This is a genomic window from Butyrivibrio sp. AE3003, from assembly GCF_000686065.1.
Taxonomy (GTDB): Bacteria; Bacillota; Clostridia; order Lachnospirales; family Lachnospiraceae; genus Butyrivibrio; species Butyrivibrio hungatei_A.
Genome location: NZ_JMLX01000001.1, coordinates 2,351,724 through 2,369,880, shown reverse-complemented (window position 1 = coordinate 2,369,880; position 18,157 = coordinate 2,351,724). Strand labels below are relative to the sequence as shown.

14 protein-coding genes and 1 pseudogene are annotated in these 18,157 nt (G+C 35.6%); 14 read left to right on the top strand and 1 reads right to left on the bottom strand.

The features are described from left to right. Positions 1-166 precede the first annotated feature (166 nt). From CD00_RS0111425 to CD00_RS18175, 9 genes and pseudogenes are all read left to right on the top strand, one after another. Positions 167-1,945 (top strand): DUF262 domain-containing protein, encoded by a 1,779-nt coding sequence (locus CD00_RS0111425; RefSeq protein WP_026656082.1) that lies wholly within the window; start codon positions 167-169, stop codon positions 1,943-1,945. Continuing rightward, a complete protein-coding gene (locus CD00_RS0111420) occupies positions 1,938-4,256 on the top strand; it encodes a DUF262 domain-containing protein (protein ID WP_026656081.1) in 2,319 nt (772 codons plus the stop codon). Before CD00_RS0111425 ends, CD00_RS0111420 begins: the two co-directional genes overlap by 8 nt. Before the next feature lie 278 nt (positions 4,257-4,534). After that, a pseudogene (locus CD00_RS21400) lies at positions 4,535-4,937 on the top strand (very short patch repair endonuclease). Positions 4,938-4,967: 30 nt separating this feature from the next. Next, entirely contained in the window at positions 4,968-6,392 is a 1,425-nt protein-coding gene (locus tag CD00_RS0111410; RefSeq protein ID WP_034462095.1) for a Sau3AI family type II restriction endonuclease, read from the top strand. Between the two features lie 139 nt (positions 6,393-6,531). Then, the gene (gene dcm, locus CD00_RS0111405) at positions 6,532-7,917 is read left to right on the top strand and encodes a DNA (cytosine-5-)-methyltransferase (RefSeq protein ID WP_026656079.1); all 1,386 of its coding nucleotides are present in this window, start codon (positions 6,532-6,534) and stop codon (positions 7,915-7,917) included. A 211-nt stretch (positions 7,918-8,128) separates the two neighbouring features. Further along, positions 8,129-9,253 carry a DNA cytosine methyltransferase gene (locus tag CD00_RS0111395; RefSeq protein ID WP_026656078.1) on the top strand — a complete coding sequence of 375 codons (1,125 nt, stop codon included), beginning with the start codon at positions 8,129-8,131 and terminating at the stop codon, positions 9,251-9,253. Beyond that, a complete protein-coding gene (locus tag CD00_RS0111390; RefSeq protein WP_207640488.1) occupies positions 9,222-10,304 on the top strand; it encodes a hypothetical protein in 1,083 nt (360 codons plus the stop codon). The genes CD00_RS0111395 and CD00_RS0111390 overlap by 32 nt, the downstream gene beginning before the upstream one ends. Positions 10,305-10,399: 95 nt before the next feature. Then, positions 10,400-11,038 (top strand): hypothetical protein, encoded by a 639-nt coding sequence (locus CD00_RS0111385; protein ID WP_026656076.1) that lies wholly within the window; start codon positions 10,400-10,402, stop codon positions 11,036-11,038. Further along, positions 11,038-12,204, top strand: coding sequence for a DUF262 domain-containing protein (locus CD00_RS18175; RefSeq protein ID WP_051594168.1), 1,167 nt, complete (start codon positions 11,038-11,040; stop codon positions 12,202-12,204). Before CD00_RS0111385 ends, CD00_RS18175 begins: the two co-directional genes overlap by 1 nt. A gap of 120 nt (positions 12,205-12,324) precedes the next feature. Here CD00_RS18175 and CD00_RS0111375 read toward each other — a convergent pair whose 3' ends face one another. Beyond that, positions 12,325-14,004, bottom strand: coding sequence for a hypothetical protein (locus CD00_RS0111375; protein ID WP_026656074.1), 1,680 nt, complete (start codon positions 14,002-14,004; stop codon positions 12,325-12,327). 214 nt (positions 14,005-14,218) lie between these two features. Here CD00_RS0111375 and CD00_RS0111370 point away from each other — a divergent pair, with 214 nt between their 5' ends. Genes CD00_RS0111370 through CD00_RS0111350 form a run of 5 tightly spaced genes read left to right on the top strand, consistent with a single transcriptional unit; the run spans position 14,219 to position 18,146 of the window. Continuing rightward, on the top strand, positions 14,219-15,481 hold the full coding sequence (locus tag CD00_RS0111370) for a hypothetical protein (protein ID WP_026656073.1): 1,263 nt from the start codon (positions 14,219-14,221) through the stop codon (positions 15,479-15,481). Between the two features lie 14 nt (positions 15,482-15,495). Continuing rightward, entirely contained in the window at positions 15,496-16,704 is a 1,209-nt protein-coding gene (locus CD00_RS0111365; RefSeq protein ID WP_026656072.1) for a hypothetical protein, read from the top strand. Positions 16,705-16,715: 11 nt separating this feature from the next. Beyond that, entirely contained in the window at positions 16,716-16,997 is a 282-nt protein-coding gene (locus CD00_RS0111360; RefSeq protein WP_207640487.1) for a hypothetical protein, read from the top strand. A 16-nt stretch (positions 16,998-17,013) separates the two neighbouring features. Then, positions 17,014-17,769: a hypothetical protein gene (locus CD00_RS0111355; protein WP_026656070.1), complete on the top strand. Its 756-nt coding sequence runs from the start codon at positions 17,014-17,016 to the stop codon at positions 17,767-17,769. Further along, positions 17,766-18,146: a hypothetical protein gene (locus tag CD00_RS0111350; protein ID WP_026656069.1), complete on the top strand. Its 381-nt coding sequence runs from the start codon at positions 17,766-17,768 to the stop codon at positions 18,144-18,146. The genes CD00_RS0111355 and CD00_RS0111350 overlap by 4 nt, the downstream gene beginning before the upstream one ends. Positions 18,147-18,157 lie beyond the last annotated feature (11 nt).

Below are 18,157 nucleotides of genomic sequence, written 5' to 3'. Positions count from 1 at the left end.
ATTAACTTAGAAGGTAATAAGTAAAATCCAGGAAACAATCAAAAAATTGTTCATAAGCCTGGCAAGAGAGGACTTGAGCTTAAAACGTTCATGAGCCTTTCATGAACCATCAGGTGGTAGAAAAGTATTAGCTTTTACATGAAAATTCGTTGAAGGAGCAACTAAGATGGCAAAGGTTAGCATGAAAACAATTGAAGAGCTTTTTGGAGAAAATTTCTTTGTCCCTTCGTATCAGAGAGGTTATCGTTGGACGAAGACGCAGGTAAAAGAACTATTAGAAGATTTATATGATTTTGTCACATCAAATAAAAATGATGACGATTATTATTGTCTTCAACCGATTATTGTAAAGCGAAGTGATGACAATTGGGAGTTGGTTGATGGACAACAAAGATTAACAGCATTGTGGCTTATTTCAGCACTGTATTATTGTAGTTATAAAGAGGATGTCGTTGAAGAGCTTACACGAAAAACATATAAACTTGTCTATCAAGAAAAAAAGGTTTTTACAGATCTTTTTAGTACTATAGATGAGCTGATTGAAGATAATTCATTTAGAACATTGGTTGGGGAGTTAGAGCAATATAAAACAAGAAGTATTGATTCAAGGAATCTGATTTCTAGTATAGAGTTTATTACTTCATTTTCGCGAAATGGGAAAACAGCGAAGAATGTCCTGGGGCAGATATTTGAGTCATTAAATAAAGTCAAGGTTATATGGTACGTATTGGATGACGCAGAGGATTCGATACAGAATTTTACGAATATCAATGCCAATAAAATTGAACTGACTAATGCTGAACTGATTAAAGCAGTTTTGCTTAATGCAATTCCGGATCAGTTAAAAATGCAAAATAGAGCACTTCAATGGGAGGATATTGAAAAAGGTCTGAATGATGAAAGTTTTTGGAATTATATGATTTCAGAGGGGAACATAAAATATAATACGAAAATTGATTATATATTTGAAATTTTTTGCACAAACCATGATTTAATTAATGAGGATATGAATAAAGAAACTGACAGATATGAAATCTTTCGTGCAGTAAACAATTATCTTGTAACGTGTGATGCTGATGATGTATGGATGGAAATACAAGATATATATGATACTCTTAAAGATTGGTATAGTGACTATTTCTTTTATCATACAATAGGGTTGTTAATAATCGCGGATGATTCTTCGGGGGCTGAAATAATAACAAGGTTATATAATGATTATTCAAGGACTAATAAAACGGAGTTTAAAAACAATATTCTCAAAGAATTAAAGGATATATATTTTTCTCAAAAGAAGACAACTCCATTTGAAGAGTTTGATTTTGATATCATAAAAGAGGAATTAGAAGAAATCACTATTCAAGAGCCTAACAAGGTACGTAGTATTTTGTTGCTTTATAATATTGCATTGCTTGTTAATGCAAATAATACATATGAGCGCTTTCCGTTTGAACTGTATAAAAAGGGGACATGGGATATAGAGCATATAAATCCGCAGACACCCAAAGATGCGACAGATGAAGAGGAGAAGGCATGGTTAACATCGTACAAGGCCATTATAGAGGATGAAAGTTTACTTGGAAAAATAGATAATTGTATTAATTCTACCAGTCATGATGAATTTATTGAAATCGCAGAGGAAATAAATGCAATGTTCAATATTGCTGATAATGATTCAATTAGTAACTTAGTTCTTTTGGATTCTGAAACTAATCGAGGATATAAGAATTCTTGTTTTTCTGAAAAAAGAAAAAAGATAATTGAAATAGAACGAACCAAAAATAATGATGAGAAATATGTTCCAATTGGTACAAAGTGGGTATTTCTAAAAGGATATGATAATGCAACACAGTTAAAAGCATGGACTTTATCGGATATGAAAGACTATGTCGAGGATATTTCACTAAAAATATTTAAGATGTTAGGGGGAGAAATAGATGAATGATCAAATCAATGAGACGAACTCTAACAAGTCCTTCTGGAAATTGATAAACGAATATGAAATTAAAATTCCACAGTTGCAGAGGGATTATGCTCAAGGCAGGCAAAATGATGCTGCTATAGAGCAGATAAGAGATGCTTTGATAGCAGAATTTTATGATGCTCTAAATGGAGGAAATAAGCTTGTATTGAATTTCATATATGGTGACGTTCGAGATGATGTATTTACTCCGATAGATGGACAGCAGAGGCTTACATCATTATTCCTTTTGCATTGGTATATCTTTAAGAGAAGTGGATTCAATGAAGGGGTGGAATTATTAGGGAAATTTTCATATCTTACCAGAGATACTTCTAGGAGATTTTGTGAAAGAATAAAAGATGTTGAATTGGACTTTACTAAAGATAACATCAAGGAACAGATAGAAGATACCTTTTGGTTTTCGGGAAATTTCAAATCGGATCCCACTATTCAGTCGATGTTAGTTGTGCTTGATGTCATTCACTCTACATTTATAAATTTAGATGATTTTGAATTCATAAAGAATGCATTGATTGGAGATGAATGTCCTATCATATTTCTTTGGCTCCCAATGGAAGATTTCAATAATTCAGATGACCTATATATAAAAATGAATGCACGTGGAAAATTGCTAACTGACTTTGAAATCTTTAAGGCTAAATTGCAGAATTCACAATATATGGAAATGATTTTGGGAGAAGACGTTTCTGCTCATGATAAGGTTGTTTATATTAGTAATTATAATAACCGATTTGCGGAGTTGTTTTATTCTAGATTCCAAAATAAATTTGATGATGCTATGATGGCATTTGTCCAAACATATATAAGAGATGATTATTATTCTAAGGCAAGTGAGAGCGGAGTTCCACAAAAGGATTATCGAGACGAGTATAAAAAGATTGTAAAGATGAATGGGAGTGTTTTTTTCAGGTTTATAGCTGCTGGAGGAAATGGATATTCTCAAGTGGTAAAACCGAAGCAAATAATAGCTCATTCTTTGATGAAAATTAATCTGCTACTTGAAATATTTAGTGAGCATGAAAGTCTAGACATTCGTAAAACAATAAACAAGAATTATTATAGTGAAGAAAAGATATTTTCAAAAAATTCAAGTGATATGACGTTCGAGGAAACTGTAGCAAGATATGCTTTATTTGAGTATATATATAAATTTGGGTATCCTACGTTAGAGCCAGAGGTTGAAGCATATAATAATTGGAAAAGATTTGTATACAACATGGTGAGAAACACAGACTTTGGTGGTCGACCGGAAGATTCTTGTGAGGCCATGACTGTATTTAGAAACCTAGTAGATGCTTTAGGAAGTCCGGCAAAAAAAGAAATCTTACAGTTGATAGAATCTTTTGATTTGAGTAAAAGCACGGCAGAGATGAAGCATCAGCTGAGAGAAGAAAAAGACAAGGCTAAGCTTATTATAAAATCTGAAGCGTGGGAATGCCTAATTATTAATGCAGAAGAATACTTTACAGATGGCCAAATTGGTTTTTTGATGAGTTTTTCACTTAAGGGTGATGATTTTGATATTGCAATGTTTGAAAAGAACTTTGATACTGCAAAAAAATTGTTTAATCCTAGCAAGAACTTAAATGAGAGTTGCAATAGCTCTCTGTTTGAACGTGCATTACTAGCCATGAAGGATGAAACAAAGGGACACACTGGACATCTCCTCAAACAGAAAAATTCCACAACAACATGGGGATTTTATCAAAGAGATTATGGTAAACTGTTATCAAATCGAGATGGCGGAATCAAAAGAAATGCGATGCATTATTTGTTTGAGAAGTTAGAGGATTCATCAAATGTGAATTCAGATTTGAACACGATAATTGATAGTGTCGATGATACAGTATTTGTTGGTAAGGATGCATGGAAGCTTCCTTTTATAAAAAATGATTTATTTGGAATTTTATTAGGAAGATTTAAATTTAGGAACTGTATTCACCTTAATAATGAAAACCAAGAGATTCTTTTATTGGCGGGAACAACCGTCAGATCATATAGTATGGAACTAAATACATTATTGTTATCAGAGAAATTACGTGCAAGTGGAATTAACAGTGGCAAATTACAGTTACATATGTATATGACTGGAGAGTTGTATGACCCTAAGGATGGGTTCCCTTTGCGTTATTTGAGTTATAAGGGGTATAAAGTTGGTTACTATATTACTAATCGTTTAGAGCCAACAAAGCTATTTTGCTTAAAGGATAGTCGGGATAATATTTCACAATATGATGATAATGAGATATTTGATAAAATTCTTAAGATGTAGTATTGACGGAGTGTCATATTGATGACATTCTTGTTAACAACATGGCAATTGGAGAGGACGAGAGTCCTCTTCTTGCTTTATGTGTATGATTATATCAGAATAATTATAGAGGGGAACATATGAGAGGATTATTAGCTTTTATCATATGCCTATCATGTAAGGAGAGATAATTTAAAAGATTATTCGCCCTAATGATATATATGGAAAGAAAAATGGATAGTAAAGCGATTAAAGAACCACGGTTTCATGGAATAACAACTGAAAAAACGTCGCGAAATATGAGCAAGATTCGTGGAAAAGACACGAAGATAGAAGTGGTACTTCGTAAAGCTTTGTGGGAAAAAGGATATAGGTATCGGAAAAATTATAAAGAGATACCCGGATGCCCAGATATCGCGCTGACTAAGTATCACATTGCTATATTTTGTGACGGAGAGTTTTTTTCATGGAAAAGATTGGGAAGTCCTTAGACCAAAGCTTGAAAAGGGAAAGAATCCTGATTATTGGATAAAGAAGATTGAAAGAAATCGTAGCAGGGACAAAGAGAAAGATGCGCAGCTTTTATTCCTTGGATGGACGGTAATACATTTCTGGGGAAAAGATATTTTGAAAAAGACCGATGAATGTATAAAGGTTATAGAAGAGGCTATCTTTGATGCACAGTTAAGTGATATTGATTAACGTGTTTCTGCATTTCTGAGGGGACTTTATATGGGCATAGAAATTGAACTTGGATATGACAAGACAAAACCAAAATCTATTGAAGCATACGCACAGAAACTTATCGGAAGATCGTTTCGACAAGTGATGGAAGATGATTCCAATGCTATTCGAGAAGACGGGACCACTTACGGTAAGTCAGATGTTGCAGAGACTAAACGCAACAAGGGAAATGTCGGACAGATAATCGAAGAATGTTTTTTTCATTATTCTTGTAATAGTGATGCAAGAGCTGATTTTCCGGAGGCAGGTGTTGAACTGAAGGTTACGCCTTACAAAGAAAATAAGAATGGTACGCTATCAGCTAAGGAACGCCTGATCCTTACAATGATAGATTACATGACTGTTGTAAATGAGGACTTTGAGACAAGCCATTTTTGGAATAAGTCAAAGCTGATATTGCTTATCTATTATCTCTATAAGCAGGAGGTCAAGTTTAATCTTGACTATCGCATCGGATATGCAAAACTCTTTACACCGCCGGAACAAGATCTTAAGATCATCAAGCATGATTATGAAATAATTGTAGAAAAGATAAGAGCAGGAAAAGCGCATGAACTTTCTGAAGGAGATACATTGTATCTTGGAGCAGCTACTAAATCTTCTACATCAGAAGTAAGACGTAAGCAGCCCTATAGCGATATTCCTGCAAAGCCTAGAGCATTTACGTTCAAAAATTCATACATGACGTATGTGCTTAATAATTATATTATTCCAGGCAAAGATACTTACGAGCCTATAGTCAAAGATGATTCTGTGGAATCGTTTGAAGATTATGTTGTTAATAAAATCGGTGAGTATGCGGGATATTCTGTTGATGAACTTTGCGAGAAGTTTGATGTTGATATTACAAAGAAAGCAAAAAATCTTGGGGCAATGTTAGCATATAGGATTCTTGGGATAAAAAGTAATCAGGCAGAAGAATTTGAGAAGGCGAATATTGTTCTGAAGACAATCCGCATAGGCTCTAATAATAAGATAAAAGAGAGTATGTCTTTTCCGACATTTAAGTTCAAGGAGCTTGTGCAGGAAGAATGGGATGATTCAACATTTGGGAACTACCTGCGTGAAACAAGATTTTTGTTTGTTGTATATAAGTTTGATGAGAATGAGAAGCTTCATCTCAAAGGAGCACAGTTCTGGAATATTCCATATGAGGATCTTGAAAATGATGTGAGACAGATGTGGGAAAGAACAGTTCAGGTGTTGAAGGAAGGGCTTAAGGTTGAGAAGATTAACGGCATCAATCATAATAATTTTCCTAAAGCAACTGAGAACAGAGTGAGTCATGTAAGGCCACATGCTCAGAACGCAAAAGATACTTATGAACTTCCGGACGGAAGAGAATATCCGAAGCAGTGCTTTTGGCTAAACAATACGTATATTTTGGAACAGATTGATCAAAGGCTTAAATGATGGGGAAAACTGCAATATCATGAATGTCAAGAGTTGATCAATTTTTTGCTTTATGATATTATTTTGTGGATGGAATGGTTGATCGAAAGACTGTTCTGTGATACGATTTAGATATATTTTTTGATTGGAGTTGTTGGGAATGGAGAAAACGGTTTGTGAGTTGTTTGCAGGTGTTGGCGGATTCAGATGCGGATTAAATTCTATATCTGCAGTCGAGGATGCGCAGAAACCTGAAAAGTGGAAAACAGTCTGGTTTAGCCAGTGGGAACCTGCTGATAAAAAGACACAATGGGCTCATGACTGTTATGTCAATAGATTTGGCGTATGTCTTGATCTTGAGGGAAATGATACCACAAATGAAGATATAAATGCTGTTGATAAAAACAAAGTTCCTGATCATACATTACTTGTTGGAGGTTTTCCGTGTCAGGATTATTCGGTAGCTTCAACGCTTGCTACTTCTAAGGGATTGGAAGGCAAGAAAGGTGTTCTTTGGTGGGATATAAGAGATATGCTCGAAGCTAAGAATACTCCTTTTGTTTTGCTTGAGAATGTCGATCGTCTTATAAAGAGTCCCGCAAGTCAGAGAGGTCGCGATTTTGCTATCATTTTGGCTTGCTTCAGAGATCTTGGATATACAGTAGAGTGGAGAGTTATCAACGCTGCTGAGTACGGATATCAGCAGAGAAGAAGACGTACTTTTATTTTTGCGTACAGGAATGATACCAAGTATGCGGCAAAGATTTTAGAAGATGCAAATTATGTCAAGATGCATGGGGATGAGCTTCACAGACACAGTATTGCAAAAGTGATTCTTTCACAAGGATTTTTTGCAACATGTTTCCCGGTAGATCCGCTTGATGCAAAGTATGTGAAGATAGGTAAGCTTCCAAAAGGTATCGGTGAACTTTCTGATTCCTTTACTTTCAATTTTGAAAATTCAGGAATGATGCTCGATGGAACAATTTATACAGCAAAGACTGTTCCTAGTTATGATGGTAAGCAGATTACACTTGGTGATGTAATGGAGACTGGAAGTGTTGATGCATCTTTCTTTATCCCTAAAGAAAGATTGTATTATACAAATCCTGATGTTACACATAGCGATGAGACAAAGAATAAATTGACTAAGGAAGAACGTCAGACTTGGCAGTATCTTAAAGGCGGCAAGAAGATTTCCAGAACCGCAAAGAACGGTCATGAGTATGAGTTCTCAGAAGGTCCGATTCCCATGATTGATGAGTATAACAAGCCTGCAAGAACCATGCTTACAAGTGAAGGCTCATTTAGCAGGACTACTCATATTGTTAGAGATAAGGAAACAGGCGAAATAAGATTGCTTACGCCTGTAGAGATGGAGAGAATTCAGGGATTTCCTTCTAACTGGACGAAGGAATGCCTTGTTGATGGCGAAAAAGTTGAGATGCCTGTAAACAAGCGTAAGTTTATGATGGGCAATGCGCTGGTTGTTGATCTTGTTAAACAGATGGAGCCAGTAATTAGTGAAATTATTGAGAATGAGTGAAAATTAAAAAAGCTACGATTGTAGCTTTTTTAATTTTTAATAATATGATTAGGTTGGTCAAGAATAATCATATGGCTTTAATGAAGCATGGAGAGAGATTAATAATTGAATGCAAATGCTTTTTTGAGATAAAATGATAGAAAGATACATATGAGAGTGCAGATGTAGATTATAAAACGAAATATTAAATAGAAATTGAGGTAAGGCGTAGATGCTTAGAATTTTTTCGTTCTTTTCGGGATGTGGTTTTTTGGATTTAGGATTCGAAAAGGCCGGATATTCAATTGAGACAGTTAACGAGTATTCAGAAGCATTTCTGAATGCATATAAATATGCTAGAAAAAAGATGAGAATTAAAAATCCACATTATGGATATTATAATTGTGATGTAAATGTTTTTTTAAATGAAAAAACTGATGAATTGAGTAATCTTATCGAAAAATCTAGAAGAGATGGAAGTGTTGTTGGATTCATAGGAGGGCCGCCATGCCCGGATTTTTCTATCGCTGGAAAGCAGCGAGGGAGAAATGGCGATAATGGAAAATTGTCACTTTCATATGTCAGGCTTATAGTAAGGCAGCAACCGGATTTTTTTCTTTTTGAAAATGTAAAAGGGTTGTGGAGTACAACAAAACATAGATTATTTTATGATGAGCTTAAGCGTATGCTATCTGATGCTGGATATGCGATGATTGATAGAATGACGAATGCATTAGAGTATGGAGTTGCTCAAGATCGAGATCGTATTCTTCTTTTTGGAATAAAGAAGACAATTTTAAATGAGAGGAATGCTTCATTGGATGATTTTCATTGGGAAAAGTATATGAAGTATTCTATGGAAGAAATAGATAATATACCATGGCCTGAAATGGAAGACTTTGAGATTGATTCTGCGAGAACTTTACCTAGACGGATACCGAGAGAATTAACAGTTGAGTATTGGTTTAAAAAGAATGATGTTACTAATCATCCTGATGCAAATAGATTTTTTATTCCTAGAGCCGGATTACAGAAGATGTTAGTAATCCCTGAAGGTGACACAAATAAAAAATCGTATAAGAGGTTGCATAGATGGAGATATTCACCTACAGCTGCATACGGAAATAATGAAGTACATCTTCATCCATATAAAGCAAGAAGACTCTCTGTAGCTGAATGTTTAGCAATTCAATCGTTGCCGAGAAGTTTTTCTTTGCCACCGGAAATGTCGCTTAGTGATAGTTTTAAAACTATTGGTAATGGAGTCCCTTTTCTTTTGTCATATGGAATAGCAAGAACTATAAAAGATTTTATGGAGGTTCTATATGGGGAAAATAACGGCGGGAATAATAGTTAATGCAATTAATAATTTACCAAGGAATGTAGAGTATACATATGTAAATCCTAAGACACCTGGTAGGATTTATATAGAAGATGTTCATGCCCCAGAGGGTCCGATTCATGTAAAGAGATGGAATCCAAAAAAAGGAGAGACAAAACAAACGTCATCTGTGGAAAGCATCTCTTCAGAAATGATATGGAGATTAGCAAATGCATTTACTGAAGGAGATCCAGTGAATGTGGATCGTGTTTTTGGTGGGTCATATAATACTAGATCAGTTTTGGAAGCATTGTTAGCACATACTCCAGAGTTTTATTATTGCTATCCTGGAAGAATTAAAGATACGGGAGGGATTACAAGCATTGAGAAAGGCCACAAGCATTTAATTTGGTTGCCGGAAGAACCACATGAAAACGGACGCATTATGGAAAAAAATGTAGAAGGGATGGAAATCTCAGAAATTCCAATGCGAACAATTACTTATGATGCTATCACGTTGCCAGATACATATATTACAACGAATAATATAGAGATTGAAGTGGCACGGCGTCATATTCAGATGCAGATTGCATTATATTGTGTAGGCTTACAACTTGGCTACAGCACATATATAGCCAGAAATGATAGTGGTGTTATTTATCAAGGCGAGCCGCTTATTCAACACAAAGGAATTATTCATGATATGAATAATGAAACAATGTTATCAGGATTTCCTAACGCAGCAGCATCGGCAGCGTTGATTGATTGTATTTGGTTTGAGAACTGTCATATGATGCCAGCTGTTATGGAAGTTGAACATTCAACAGGAGTTATTTCTGGATTAGATAGGATGAACAGATTTCGTCAATATGCTGGAGCAATAAGAACGCGCTATGTTATTGTTGCTCCAGATGAAGATAGAGATATGGTGATAGATAAAATAAATAGACCAGAATTTAGAGATATGGATGCTCGATATTTTCCGTACTCTTCGGTAGAAGAATTATATAGTATATGCAAGAGGAGAAAGATATGTGGAGTAACAGATAATTTTTTGGATTGTTATATGGAAAAAGTTGTTGTTTAGTAGAAGAATGAATTTGGGATAAATTTTGAATTTAGTGATATTCACGAAGAATTTATGGAAACCTGTAAAATACAGTAAATGTGGAGACGGATAAAATGGTTTTTGATGTAAGTGAGGTGCTTGCTGATGCTCGTATGTTAAGTCAGTATGATTTTTTCGCTAAATACTTTCTTGGAGATGATAATTGGTATATAGAAAAGTATTTAGGGCATGTAGGGATAGAAGCAACAGATTATATTACTAAGTATAAAAAGATAGTTTCTGAAGGATTAGGTATAGATCAAACGGAAGTATATATGAGCGGAAGTGCTAAACTTGGCTTTAGTTTATCGCCACCGCAAAAAGATAAAGAGGAGAAACTATTCAAACCATTTAATGATGATGAAAAAATCAGGAAGATATCGGATATAGATGTTGCAGTGGTTTCTGATAAGCTTTTCTCTGAATATTGGATGATTTATCGACAATCATATAAAAAGATTTATGAAGGGGTATATAATCCATATGTATTTCGTGAAATATATCGTGGAATAATAAATGAAGGAAATGTTGAAAAAATAGAGGGATGCAGAAAAAAATGGAATTTGATGGTCATTCCTATAAAAGCTAAATTAAGAAAAGAGTTATTTTTTAAGCATGATATCACGTTCAGAGTGTATAGAAATAAAGAAGATTTTGAAGATTATACCAAAAATATATACAGAGAGTTAAGAAAAAGGAGTGACGGTTTATAATGCAGTTATTTACAAAATCAGATATGGATTTAGCTACAATTCGCCAGAATTTTGCTGAGGGAAAAATGTATGTTGATCCTGCATATCAAAGACGAAAAGTTTGGAATCAGGAAGATAAAGTGCGTCTTATTGAAACGATACTGTTAAATTATATTGTTCCGCCTGTATTTTTTTGGCCGGCTGGACGTGACCCAGAAACTGGTATAGCCTCAACGCATATTGTTGATGGACAGCAACGTATTTCAACTATTGTTGAGTTTTTAAATGATGAATATCCATTGGCTTCAAAGTATTTGACAACAGATGAGATAAAAAATAAATATGGAGACATGTTTTTTTCTGACTTGGATCAAGGAACGAGAGAGGCGGTTTGGGATTATAAACTTTCAGTAGTGAGTATAGATGCTTCTTGCTCATATGAAACGATAAAACAAATGTTTTATCGTTTAAATCTTACAGATTATAGTTTAAATAAGCAGGAAAAACGTAATAGTCTTGATAGCGCCTTTGGAGAGAAATGTGAGGCACTATCAACTTATGATTTTTGGGATAAAGTACGTGTTTTTAGTGCAACAGATGCAAAAAGAATGCGCGATGTTGAGTTTTGTTGCGGAATATATATTTTAGCGAATGAGTTTATTGTTAATCAGACGGACGATAAAATTATAAATTCATATTATGATGATTATAGTGAATCATTTGATGATGATAAAATATTGATAAATAAAATTGAATCTGCAATGGAATCGATTGAAAAGCTTATAAACAAGAAGACAATAAGCTTCGTTTCCAAAAAAGCTCAATTATATACTCTTTTTTCTCTTTTTATTAAAATTGAAGAAGAGAATAAAGAGATTAATGATGAGTTTATCATGCGCTTTAGTCGTTTTGTTGAAGTATATTCTAAGTTTAGAAATGAATATGTTTTCGTGAGCGAGGATGATAAGGCGAACCGAGTCTACGAACAGTTGAAAAAGTATAAGTTGGCGTCGTCTGAAGGTGTAAATAAGATAACAAATAGAATGATTAGATTTGAAATCTTATATGAGTTATATGAGCAGGATGAGAACCCAACAGAAACATTTATGGCTATTTTAAAGTTTTTTGATTCACAGAAGACTAAGAACAAATTTGATTTGGAGAAAGATGATATTTTGGATGAGTGATGTAATAAAAATGTAAATTCATCAACCAGGGAAGAGTAAGAGCGGAGATTGTATAATTCTGCGAGATTTGGAAGAGGAGTAAAGATAAGGCTTCGCAGATTTTTCTGTGAAGCCTTGTGTCTATTTTATTAAGTCTTGATAAATCTGCCTTAAAGCCTTGTCGATATTGTAGGTGCCAATATATCCGAAAGGAATTTTCCGTTCCCTAACGGCGGCAATGAATTTGTAGTAGCTGACGTGGCTTATGTAATCGGTGTAGAAATATACTTTGTCTTTGTTCTCAAGCATAGCGCCGTCAACAGTTTTGTAGGCATTTACAGAAATGAACTTCCAGTTGGGAAACAGCTCTTTTAACTTGTTCTGCCAATTAATGTGACCACCGATTATGACAATTTTTTTCTCTGCGATTAGTTTTTTCATTTCTGAAAGAGTGTCTTCCTCTACGGGGGCATCTTCCTCGTGTTCCAGATTATATGCGAACTCGCGCAGTGATATGAGCTCATCTCTTTCTTCTTCATATTTTTTTAGAAGGCTGTTTGCCTCGTCAGAAGAGCGTTTTGCTGATCTATATTGATCACGGAGATACATGTTCTCTTGCTCTTTTTCATGGAGCTTTGCTCGAAGCTCGGCAATCTCATTAATATAATCTTCTTCACCGATTGCTCCATTGCTTACGGGAGCAACAGTCGTCATGGCTTTTTTGACTTCTTTCTTTGAAGTGTTTTTGGATGTGATGTCATTCGGGTTAAACTGGGCGTATTCATAATCGAGCGGATCTACTTCTTCGCCCAAAAGATAACTGATCTCAGTTTCATAGCTGTCGGATACGTCTGCAAGCCCTTCGACAAGATTATGGATATTGGTGAGCTTTTGGACTTGTTCGAACGTGAACTCTTTATTCGGATGTTCGGTTTTTAAAAGTGCAAGAGTGCGAGTCATCTGATGCTTTAATTCAAAAACGAGATCGATACAGTGATAAAGGTAATCTTCACTAAAGCCGCGGCCTCTCAGACATGTGGAAGTGAAATCATTTATGTCGTAGAATGCTTCATGGACTCTATCATAGTGAGCACCGGCTTTTTCTTCTTCATCAAACCATACGTCAATCTGGGTTTTGCATTCTGCATAGAGGTCTGAATCTACAGTCTGATATTCACAGAGTTCTTCGTCGTAACGAATCCAGTCATCTCTGCGTTTTAACAGTAGTTTAAAGAGAATAGAGCAGTCATTGTTATATTCAATGTACATGAATGGGCACATACCCAAGATTCTTCCCATTGCAGAATAGTCATATCCGCCTCTTTCGTCTTCTGAAAGTCCGAAAATCTCAGCAGTGGATATTTTGCGGAATTTTTTCAGCTTGTTGTATTCCGGTTTATGGTAAGTCTTATAAAGGTATTTGATAAGTTCGACACAGTAGGAATCACCAAGCTTTGCTCCGCTGTATATCAGTGCAACAATCTTTTTGTGGGTTGAATATGATGGCTTTCTGGTTCTGAAAGAAAGAGAGCTAAATTTACATACTTCATTAAACTCATGCAACCTGTCTTTGCAATTTTTTAAAAAATCCTGCTCAATCAGGGCAAAATCTATCTCCATATTTGCGGTAAGGAAGTCTTCTAAGAAGTAGTAGTCAACTCCTGCAGTGTCAGGAGCAACTATTTTTTCATTCTCATTTTGACCAAAGTATTCCATCATGATTCCGGCAAGATCTTTTTTCGCTTCGAAATGCTTTTGTAGCTCTTGTTCGGAAACTTCTTCAAAATAATCGTTGCTGAACGGAAATAGTGGTGTTGGCATGTGCGTTCCTCCTATTGATAAGAATACATTAAAAATGGGTGGGAGTACAACTGGATATCAATTCTTAGGATATTAGAATGTGAGTAAGTATATGTATATTTTATCTGAATTTCGGTTTTATTTTATTGATACATGATAAAATTATGGTGAATGTTCTTAATTATCTGATTCTGATAGGTATTTGCTGTTGGATGTATTCAGAGAGGTAAATGTTATGGGAATATTAGAGCCAATCACTCACAAAGAAGAGATACAAGAACTGCTTGATGATGCGAAAAAAATATATGATAGAGCAAAAAATAGATTTGAGTCACAGAAAAAAAGTACATCAAGATCATTGGAGAAGCTTGGAAAGGTAAAGATTAGTGCTTGGTCTTCAGGGATGGAGGCATTTGTTAAAGCATTTGAATCATTTAAGAATATTGAGATGAACAAGATCTCTTTTACTAATTCCAAGTTTATCGGATGCGACGAGGAACCAAAGCAAATGCTGATGAATATTGAGAATGCAACGTTGAATGCAGAAGAGATTGCTAAAGCGGGAATTGCTGCTGTTGGAACCGGTGCAATAGTTGGAGTTGCAGCATATGGTGGGGCAATGATGTTTGGGACTGCTTCAACAGGGACGGCAATTGCTGCATTATCAGGTGCGGCTAAGACAAATGCAACATTAGCATGGTTTGGGGGAGGCGCCAAGGCAGCAGGGGGCTTGGGAATGGCTACCGGTAAATTGGTTTTAGCAGGAGTAATTGTTGCTCCTATAGTTGGGGTGGCGGCATTGATTGCCGGTGCCAAGGGGAAGGAAAAACTTGCTGAGGCTCAAAAGATACATTCAGAGGCAGAGAATGCAGCTTCGCAAATGAATATTATTACAACCGGAATGCAGGGCATTGAAAATATGTCTAGCAATTATATTGGGTTTATTAAGGGATTTGGAAAGAAGTTTTCTCCTTTTATTGAGGAGCTGGAAAAAATAAAAAATGCTCATATGGTTGAAGGTAGTGATGTAATTGATTTTGATAGTTTAACTGTAGTAGAGCAAAAAACATTACATCTTTCTTGGCTTATGGCTCAAATTTATTATCATGTTTTATCGGTGCCTATATTAGATGCAAATGGAGAAATATCTGTTGAAGCTAAGGATGCATTGAAGGCATCGGAAAAAGATTTGAAGCAGATAAGAAAAGAGGCTTTTCATATGGTGGGAGATGAAGCTACCGCAGGCAATCTGGTTTGGAAGCCTATTGCAAATAAGATGCTTGTGATTAACTTTATCGCAATGTTTTTTATTATATTGGGAGCAACTTTCTTATTCACTACTTCTATAATAAAGGGAATATTGATGTGGATGTGTTCTTTTGTTGCATTCCCTATTTTCTTGATTTATAAAGATTTACCGGCAAGTAGGTTATATGTGTTGCGTTTATTGCGATTAGTATTGGCTATAGTATTGGCATTTCTCATTGCTTCGGTCTAGTAGGAGGATTTTCGGTGTCATTCTTTAAAAAGATTACGAAAAAAACTTCAAAAGATGCTTCAAAGATGGTTGGAACAATTATAGGGGATGAACTATCTCAAAATGCTAGAACGGCTACAAATGTAGCTGTTGAAGGTATGGATTTATTTAAATGGAAATTAGGTACTCCGATTGTTCAGAATGGACATTTTGATCAATCCAAAGGAAACCTTTTCGAGTATATTGAAGCGGCAAAATATAACACTAATGCTGCCGGTAAAGGAATGTCTGCCAGGGCTATTGTGACAGATGTTACTAATCCGCATGCCAGAGCTGATATTGAGATACATGATGGTGGCAAGGTTGTTAAAGAAATTCAGGCGAAGTTTATAAAATCTTCTAATAACGGTAGAGATAATAGTGCAGCTAAATCTGTACACGAGCAGACCGGTGCAGGGAATAAGGGTTGGGGACAATATGATGGAATGGATAGGTTGATAAGAAAGCAAGGCGATTATAATGAAAAGGGGTCATTGCTTGATGAGGCAAAGTACATATCCAAAAACAGAGCAGAGACGAATGGAATTCATGCCGAAACGTATAAGGATGTTCACAAACATTTGACTGATGAGACGCATTATGGTGGTGCAACATCAGGTGGAACGACTTATGAGGAGGTCTTGGAAGCATATAATAATCCGGAAAAGTATGCCAGACAGATTGAACGTAAACAAGTTGCGGCAGAAATGAAGTGTTCGGCAACGAATATGGCAAAGGCCAGTTTTGTTACTACAGGTATTGCGTCAGGTGTGACCAATATGTTTGAAGTTTTTCAGGACAAAAAGGAATTGTCTCAGGCTATCGCAGACGTTGGAGTTGATGCTGTAAAAGGTGGTATTAGAGGTGGGGCTACAGGAGTAGTCAGTACAGCTATACGATATAAGGGAATTAAAGCAGGAAGTGCGTTGCTGAGCGATTCTACTGCGGCAACTGTAATGGCAGGTGGAATTATAGATGGTGGAGTTGCATTATATTCATATGCTAAAGGGGAAATATCTTCTGAAGAGTTAAAGGATGCGCTTGTGGATACTACTGCAAAAGCCGCATCCACGATTTACTTCACTAAGGCTGTTGCCGCAATTATGGGAAAAGCAGTCAATCCATTTGTACCTATGGCAGTATATACTACTGCAAGCTATGTTGTAACTTGTACAAGAGAAATAATAAAAAAATGCAAATCTTAACGCTGAAGAATATGAACGCATGGCAGCAGTTTTACAAGAATCAACTAGGCAAATGGATGAATATCACAGAGAGTTCAAAAAAATATGTTGATAAGTGTGAAATGAAGCAACGACAGATGTTTGACAGGTTTTTGAACACTTTCGAATATAACTTGGAAACGGGTGAAAACTATGATCAGGCAGTTTTGGCAATAGCACGATTTGCTGATGAAGCAGGAATAGTACTTCAGCATGTTAGCTTCGATGAGTTTTCAAATGCTATGAGAAGTAAAGAACCCTTTGTTTTAAAATGAATTGCAGGGGGAATATATGGATGAGAGATACTTGAATCTAATCAGTAGAGTACGTGCTGATTATAAGAAAAAGTACAGAGATAATGGTGCCATAAGATTAACTTGGTGTGATACTGATGAGTCTGACAATCTGTGCAGAGAAATCAATCTTTGGACTTATTGGCAGGGGTGGAGATATTCAGAAAGACAAGATAAGGTAAAGATTCTTTTGCTTGGTCAAGACTGGGGGAATCCGTATAGTACGCAGAGCTTTAAGCTACGTGAGAATATCAGAAAGATGAATGAAGGGATTGATGTTCCGTATCTTTTCGGATGTCATCTGGATTCAAAGGTGTCGCAAACTGATAGGAATCTGATTAAGCTTTTTTCGGAGATAGGTTATCCCAACATTGATGTAATAAGATATCCGGATTTGTTTTTCTGTAATTTTTCTCTGGGTTACCGGACGGGCACAGATACAGGTGGCATGACTGAGGATTTGTTGGAAGCAGATTCGGAGTATATTAAGGAACTTATAGATATTCTGAAGCCTGAGAAGATTATCTGTTTGGGTGAGTCTGTTGCGAGGGCGATAGAAAAGCTTTTGTTTGGAAGAAATCCCAAGTATAAGAATTATAACGAATATATCGATAGTGGAGTAGTGCTGAATTATCTGGACGGATCTTATAAATGTGATGTTTATCCTATGTTTCATCCGGGATTTTATGGAGAAAAGAATAGAGTAGGTGGATTAGATCAGCACATAGAAGATTGGAAAAGGATAATTGCATGAATGTGTTAGAGGGTTTTAGATTAAAGATTTACAATGGTTCGAAAAATATGGTGGCAGATCTTAATGTAAAATCGGGCAATAAGAAATATATTGTATTCAAATGCAATGGGATTTTGAAAGAAATTGATTTAACCGGTATTGAGGACGAGTTCGTTAAAGCTTTGTATATGTGCGAAATTGATACATTAAACGATTTTTATGATAATGGTTTCGATTGGACTCCGCCTAGAGATGAGTTAGGCTTTTCTTTGGATTGCAGTTTTAATGATAAGCATATCACTTCGAGTGGAAATTGTATTCCAGATGAATTGAATAAATTTGTTACATATCTTAGAAGCATTGGGATTTCGGTACCTTTGCCTAAAGAGAAGAATTAAGATAAAAAGAA